Annotated in this window: 8 protein-coding genes; 6 read left to right on the top strand and 2 right to left on the bottom strand. The window is 41.9% G+C overall.

Annotated elements, in window-relative coordinates; genetic code table 11:
- Positions 1-328 precede the first annotated feature (328 nt).
- Together QZ359_RS02490 and QZ359_RS02495 are read right to left on the bottom strand one after the other, a co-directional pair.
- Entirely contained in the window at positions 329-421 is a 93-nt protein-coding gene (locus tag QZ359_RS02490; RefSeq protein ID WP_000969509.1) for a type I toxin-antitoxin system Fst family toxin, read from the bottom strand.
- Positions 422-917: 496 nt separating this feature from the next.
- Positions 918-1,010 carry a type I toxin-antitoxin system Fst family toxin gene (locus QZ359_RS02495; protein ID WP_101782132.1) on the bottom strand — a complete coding sequence of 31 codons (93 nt, stop codon included), beginning with the start codon at positions 1,008-1,010 and terminating at the stop codon, positions 918-920.
- 132 nt (positions 1,011-1,142) lie between these two features.
- Here QZ359_RS02495 and ruvB point away from each other — a divergent pair, with 132 nt between their 5' ends.
- The 6 genes from ruvB to proS form a co-directional block, all read left to right on the top strand.
- Positions 1,143-2,141, top strand: coding sequence for a Holliday junction branch migration DNA helicase RuvB (gene ruvB, locus QZ359_RS02500; RefSeq protein ID WP_153226253.1), 999 nt, complete (start codon positions 1,143-1,145; stop codon positions 2,139-2,141).
- Complete coding sequence (locus tag QZ359_RS02505; RefSeq protein ID WP_293957975.1) at positions 2,122-2,694, top strand: nucleotidyltransferase family protein; 573 nt, start codon at positions 2,122-2,124, stop codon at positions 2,692-2,694. The genes ruvB and QZ359_RS02505 overlap by 20 nt, the downstream gene beginning before the upstream one ends.
- A 230-nt stretch (positions 2,695-2,924) precedes the next feature.
- The gene (locus QZ359_RS02510) at positions 2,925-3,683 is read left to right on the top strand and encodes an isoprenyl transferase (RefSeq protein ID WP_023945423.1); all 759 of its coding nucleotides are present in this window, start codon (positions 2,925-2,927) and stop codon (positions 3,681-3,683) included.
- A gap of 8 nt (positions 3,684-3,691) precedes the next feature.
- Positions 3,692-4,495, top strand: a complete 804-nt coding sequence (locus QZ359_RS02515; protein WP_000189853.1) for a phosphatidate cytidylyltransferase — start codon at positions 3,692-3,694, stop codon at positions 4,493-4,495.
- Positions 4,496-4,510: 15 nt separating this feature from the next.
- Positions 4,511-5,770, top strand: coding sequence for an RIP metalloprotease RseP (gene rseP, locus QZ359_RS02520; RefSeq protein ID WP_261023942.1), 1,260 nt, complete (start codon positions 4,511-4,513; stop codon positions 5,768-5,770).
- 12 nt (positions 5,771-5,782) lie between these two features.
- Positions 5,783-6,524: proline--tRNA ligase (gene proS / locus QZ359_RS02525; protein ID WP_293957982.1), on the top strand; the 742-nt coding region annotated here is incomplete at its 3' end.

A 6,524-nucleotide genomic window follows, 5' to 3' on the forward strand; every position in this document is an offset into this window, starting at 1 on the left:
GGCTATCTCACCTCCTTTCGTAGGCGGTGTAGCAGTGCCGTAGAATATTATACCACATAAGTGCTAAACTCGGGAGTCATCCAATTAGGTGGAGTTTTTTGGCTCTATTTCAGGCTTTTCGGGAGTTTTCTAAACATCATTTTCCGATAGCTTTCGCTTAATCTTGAACGTCTTGTAGTACAGAGGTTTAAGAGGATATAAAGGATATAAACCTTTGACAAAATTTGTGAACTATGGGATAATAAAAGGGAATTAAGTATTGTGTCTATATCATAGGCTAGAAAAGACCCCAAGCTCACGTCCAAATAAGCTTGGGGTCTTTTTGACACTATTTGTCCTTGTTTAGCCATTTATCGACTAATCGAAGAACGACACCGACCACAATTGGTCCGATGATAGTTTTAAGTATTGTATCCATCATGGGCTAATTCACCTCCTTTCGTAGGCGGTGTAGCAGTGCCGAACAATATTATACCACATAAGTGCTAAACTCGGGAGTCACCCAATCGGGTGGAGTTTTTTGTGGAGTTTTTTGGCTCTATTTCAGGCTTTTGGGGACTATTCTAAAAATCATTTTCCGATATTTTTCGGATTTTGGTCGGGGAATTGGCGGGGATCTTTTTAGCGAATATGAGTAAGAAATAGGTCTGTTGTCGCTTCAGCAAGTTCAACCTCACTTTGAATTTAAGTGACTGTTAATTGAAGGACTAGAACTACTGTAATAATGTTCTTGGTTGTCAAGGAGTGAGTCATCATATTGTTAGCCAGCGGTTAAAGCTTGAAAAGCCGAGGATATAAACCTTTGACAAAATTTGTGAACTGTGGGATAATAAAAAGGAATTGAGTACTAGTTCTATATCATAGGCTAGAAAAGACCCCAAGCTCACGACCAAATAAGCTTGGGGTCTTTTTTGACACTATTTGTCCTCGTTTAGCCATTTATCGACTAATCGAAGAACGACACCGACCACAATCGGTCCGATGATAGTTTTGAGTACTAATTCCATCATGGGCTATCTCACCTCCTTTCGTAGGCGGTGTAGAAGTGCCGTATAATATTATTCCACATAAGTGTTAAACTCGGGAGGCACCAATCCAGTGGCTTTTTTGTTTGCGGCTTTGTTTTTTGATATAATAGAGCCATGAGTAGAATTTTAGATAATGAGATAATGGGGGATGAGGAGTTAGTAGAACGCACGCTCCGTCCTCAGTACTTACGTGAATATATTGGGCAGGACAAGGTCAAGGACCAGCTCCAAATTTTTATCGAGGCTGCCAAAATGCGGGATGAAGCGCTGGATCATGTCCTCTTATTTGGCCCTCCAGGCTTGGGGAAAACGACCATGGCTTTTGTAATTGCCAATGAACTGGGAGTAAATCTTAAGCAGACTTCGGGTCCAGTCATTGAAAAAGCCGGAGATCTGGTAGCGATTTTGAATGACTTAGAGCCTGGGGATGTCCTTTTTATTGATGAGATTCATCGCTTGCCCATGTCGGTGGAAGAGGTGCTTTATAGTGCCATGGAGGACTTCTACATTGATATCATGATTGGTGCTGGTGAAGGAAGTCGCAGTGTTCATTTGGAGTTGCCACCTTTTACCTTGATTGGTGCGACGACTCGGGCTGGTATGCTCTCAAATCCACTACGGGCACGTTTTGGGATTACAGGTCATATGGAGTATTATGCCCATGCTGATTTGACGGAAATTGTCGAGCGGACGGCAGATATTTTTGAGATGGCAATCACTCATGAGGCAGCATCTGAGTTGGCCTTGCGTAGTCGAGGTACTCCTCGTATTGCCAATCGCCTCCTCAAGCGCGTGCGCGATTTTGCCCAGATTATGGGGAATGGGGTTATCGATGATGTTATTACGGGTAAGGCTTTGACCATGCTGGATGTTGACCATGAAGGTCTGGACTATGTGGACCAGAAAATCCTTCGTACCATGATTGAGATGTACGGTGGTGGCCCTGTCGGATTAGGAACTCTTTCTGTTAACATAGCAGAAGAGCGTGAGACAGTTGAAGACATGTATGAGCCCTACTTGATTCAAAAAGGATTTATCATGCGGACGCGGTCTGGACGGGTGGCGACTGCTAAGGCATATGAGCATTTGGGATATGAGTACAATGAAAAATAAGCAAGAAATTCTAGAGGCTTTTAGAAAAAATCCAGATATGATGGCTATTCTGACTATCATCCGAAACTTGGAGTTGACAGATTCCTGGTTGGCGGCAGGTTCTGTCAGAAATTTCATCTGGAATCTCTTGTCAGACAGACCAGCATTTGATCTTGAAACAGATGTAGATGTGATTTTCTTTGATCCGGATATTTCTTATGAGGAAACCTTGTCCCTAGAGAAAAAGCTGAGAGAGGACTTTCCTCAGTATCAGTGGGAATTGAAAAATCAGGTCTATATGCACCAGCATAGCCCTCATACTGCTCCCTATAGTAGCTCTTGTGATGCTATGAGTAAGTATCCAGAACGATGTACGGCTGTTGGACTACGCTTGAATGAAGAATCAGATTTTGAACTCTATGTACCTTATGGTTTGGAGGATATTTTAAATTTTCAAGTTCGTCCAACTCCTCATTTTTTAGAGAATGAAGACCGAATGGCTCTCTATCAAACACGATTATCCAAGAAAAATTGGCAGGAGAAATGGAAAAATTTGATTTTTAAAACTTCTTAAGGAAACTTTAAGCTAGGAAGTGTATACTAATTCCATAAGTTAAGAAGACCTTAACTTAAACTCCTAAAACTTTTTCATAATAATCTCCCTATAAAAATAAAGTCGCCCAATCAGGCGGCTTATTTTTTTGAAAAATGGGCTTTGTGCCTGAGAATAAATAGCTTAGTGATAGAAGAAAATAGGGAAATATGGTATAATGAAACGATAGATTTTTGAATAGGAATAAGATCATGTTTGGATTTTTTAAGAAAGATAAGGCTGTGGAAGTAGAGGTTCCGACACAGGTTCCTGCTCATATCGGCATCATCATGGATGGCAATGGCCGTTGGGCTAAAAAACGTATGCAACCGCGGGTTTTCGGACACAAGGCGGGCATGGAAGCATTGCAAACTGTGACCAAGGCAGCCAACAAACTGGGTGTCAAGGTGATTACAGTTTATGCTTTTTCTACGGAAAATTGGACCCGTCCAGATCAGGAAGTTAAGTTTATCATGAACTTGCCAGTAGAGTTTTATGATAATTATGTCCCGGAATTGCATGCGAATAATGTTAAGATTCAAATGATTGGGGAAACAGACCGCCTGCCTAAGCAAACCTTTGAAGCTCTTACTAAAGCTGAGAAATTGACTAAGAACAACACAGGTTTGATTCTTAATTTTGCCCTCAACTATGGTGGACGTGCTGAGATTACACAGGCTCTTAAGTTGATTTCCCAGGATGTGTTAGATGCCAAAATCAACCCAGGTGACATCACAGAGGAATTAATTGGCAACTATCTCTTTACTCAGCATTTGCCTAAGGATGTACGAGATCCAGACTTGATTATCCGTACTAGTGGAGAATTGCGTTTGAGCAATTTTCTTCCATGGCAGGGAGCCTATAGTGAGCTCTATTTTACGGACACCTTGTGGCCTGATTTTGACGAGGTAGCCTTGCAGGAAGCCATTCTTGCATACAATCGTCGTCATCGCCGATTTGGAGGAGTTTAGGAGGAAATATGACACAGGATTTACAGAAAAGAACCTTGTTTGCAGGGATTGCCCTGGCTATTTTCCTACCAATTTTAATGATTGGGGGACTCTTGCTTCAGATAGCAATTGGAATCATAGCCATGCTAGCCATGCATGAACTTTTGAAGATGAGAGGTCTAGAGACCATGACGATGGAGGGCCTCTTGACCCTCTTTGCAACCTTTGCCTTGACCATTCCCTTGGAGAATTATCTGACTTTTTTGCCAGTTGATGGGAATGTGGTTGCTTATAGTGTTCTGATTTCAATCATGTTAGGAACGACTGTTTTTAGCAAGTCGTATACGATTGAGGATGCGGTTTTCCCTCTTGCTATGAGTTTCTATGTGGGCTTTGGTTTTAATGCTCTATTAGATGCTAGAATTGCAGGTTTAGATAAGGCACTATTAGCCTTATGTATTGTTTGGGCAACAGACAGTGGTGCCTATCTTGTTGGGATGAACTATGGTAAACGAAAATTAGCTCCGACAGTTTCTCCAAATAAAACCTTTGAGGGTGCCTTGGGTGGTATTTTAGGTGCTATTTTAGTAACCATCATCTTTATGATGTTTGACAGTACAGTTGCTCTTCCGTATGGAATTTACAAGATGTCGGTCTTTGCTATTTTCTTTAGCATTGCTGGACAATTTGGTGACTTACTAGAAAGTTCGATTAAGCGTCACTTTGGTGTTAAGGATTCTGGGAAATTTATCCCTGGACATGGTGGTGTTTTGGATCGTTTCGATAGTATGTTGCTTGTATTTCCAATCATGCACTTGTTTGGACTCTTTTAGAGAAAGGAAGATAGAATGCTCGGAATTTTAACCTTTATTCTGGTTTTTGGGATTATTGTAGTGGTGCACGAGTTCGGACACTTCTACTTTGCCAAGAAATCAGGGATTCTAGTGCGTGAATTTGCCATCGGTATGGGACCCAAAATCTTTGCTCACATTGGCAAGGATGGGACGGCCTATACCATTCGAATCTTGCCTCTGGGTGGCTATGTCCGTATGGCTGGTTGGGGTGATGATACAACTGAAATCAAGACAGGAACTCCTGTTAGTTTGACGCTTACTGATGATGGTAAGGTTAAACGTATCAATCTCTCTGGTAAAAAATTAGATCAAACAGCCCTCCCTATGCAGGTGACCCAGTTTGATTTTGAAGACAAGCTCTTTATCAAAGGATTGGTTCTGGAAGAAGAAAAAACATTTGCAGTAGATCACGATGCAACGGTTGTGGAAGCAGATGGTACTGAGGTTCGGATTGCTCCCTTGGATGTTCAATATCAAAATGCAACTATCTGGGGGAAACTCATTACTAATTTTGCAGGTCCTATGAACAACTTTATCTTAGGTGTCGTTGTTTTTTGGATTTTAATCTTTATGCAGGGTGGTGTCAGAGATGTTGATACCAACCAGTTTCATGTCATGCCCCAAGGGGCCTTGGCTAAGGTGGGAGTACCAGAAACGGCACAAATTACCAAGATTGGCTCACATGAGGTTAGCAACTGGGAAAGCTTGATTCAGGCTGTGGAAACAGAAACCAAAGATAAGACGGCACCGACTTTGGATGTGACTATTTCTGAAAAGGGGAGTGACAAACAAGTTACTGTTACACCCGAAGAAAGTCAAGGCCATTACCTTCTAGGTGTTCAACCGGGAATTAAGTCGGACTTTCTATCCATGTTTGTAGGTGGATTTACAACTGCAGCCGACTCGGCTCTACGAATTTTATCAGCTCTGAAAAATTTGATTTTCCAACCAGATTTGAACAAACTGGGTGGACCTGTTGCCATCTTTAAGGCAAGTAGTGATGCTGCTAAAAATGGAATTGAGAATGTCTTGTACTTCTTGGCAATAATTTCCATCAATATTGGGATTTTTAATCTTATTCCGATTCCAGCCCTGGATGGTGGTAAGATTGTGCTCAATATCCTAGAAGCCATTCGCCGCAAACCATTGAAACAAGAAATTGAAACCTATGTCACCTTGGCCGGAGTGGTCATCATGGTTGTCTTGATGATTGCTGTGACCTGGAATGACATCATGCGACTCTTTTTTAGATAATCGAGGAATATTATGAAACAAAGTAAAATGCCTATCCCAACGCTTCGCGAAATGCCAAGCGATGCTCAAGTTATCAGCCATGCTCTTATGTTGCGAGCTGGTTATGTTCGTCAAGTCTCAGCAGGTGTTTATTCTTATCTACCACTTGCTAATCGTGTGATTGAAAAAGCTAAAAATATCATGCGCCAAGAATTCGACAAGATTGGAGCCGTTGAGATGTTGGCTCCAGCCCTTCTTAGTGCAGAATTGTGGCGCGAATCAGGTCGTTACGAAACTTATGGTGAAGACCTTTACAAGCTAAAAAACCGTGAAAAATCAGACTTCATTCTAGGTCCAACTCACGAAGAAACCTTTACAGCTATTGTCCGTGATTCTGTTAAGTCTTACAAGCAATTGCCACTTAACCTTTACCAAATCCAGCCTAAGTATCGTGATGAAAAACGTCCACGTAATGGCCTTCTTCGTACACGTGAGTTCATCATGAAGGATGCTTACAGTTTCCATGCTAACTATGATAGTTTGGACAGTGTTTATGATGAGTACAAGGCTGCTTATGAGCGAATTTTCACTCGTAGTGGCTTAGATTTCAAGGCTATCATCGGTGACGGTGGAGCCATGGGTGGTAAGGACAGCCAAGAATTTATGGCCATTACACCTGCTCGTACAGACCTTGACCGCTGGGTTGTCTTGGACAAGTCCGTTGCCTCATTTGATGAAATTCCTGCAGAAGTGCAAGAAGAAATCAAGGCAGAAT

The sequence above is a fragment of the Streptococcus sp. genome (genome assembly GCF_019414905.1).
Taxonomy (GTDB): Bacteria; Bacillota; Bacilli; order Lactobacillales; family Streptococcaceae; genus Streptococcus.

Coding starts and splice junctions, on each gene's coding strand:
- QZ359_RS02490 (WP_000969509.1), bottom strand. CDS start 421: ATGATGGATACAATACTTAAAACTATCATCGGACCAATTGTGGTCGGT.
- QZ359_RS02495 (WP_101782132.1), bottom strand. CDS start 1,010: ATGATGGAATTAGTACTCAAAACTATCATCGGACCGATTGTGGTCGGT.
- ruvB (WP_153226253.1), top strand. CDS start 1,143: ATGAGTAGAATTTTAGATAATGAGATAATGGGGGATGAGGAGTTAGTA.
- QZ359_RS02505 (WP_293957975.1), top strand. CDS start 2,122: ATGAGTACAATGAAAAATAAGCAAGAAATTCTAGAGGCTTTTAGAAAA.
- QZ359_RS02510 (WP_023945423.1), top strand. CDS start 2,925: ATGTTTGGATTTTTTAAGAAAGATAAGGCTGTGGAAGTAGAGGTTCCG.
- QZ359_RS02515 (WP_000189853.1), top strand. CDS start 3,692: ATGACACAGGATTTACAGAAAAGAACCTTGTTTGCAGGGATTGCCCTG.
- rseP (WP_261023942.1), top strand. CDS start 4,511: ATGCTCGGAATTTTAACCTTTATTCTGGTTTTTGGGATTATTGTAGTG.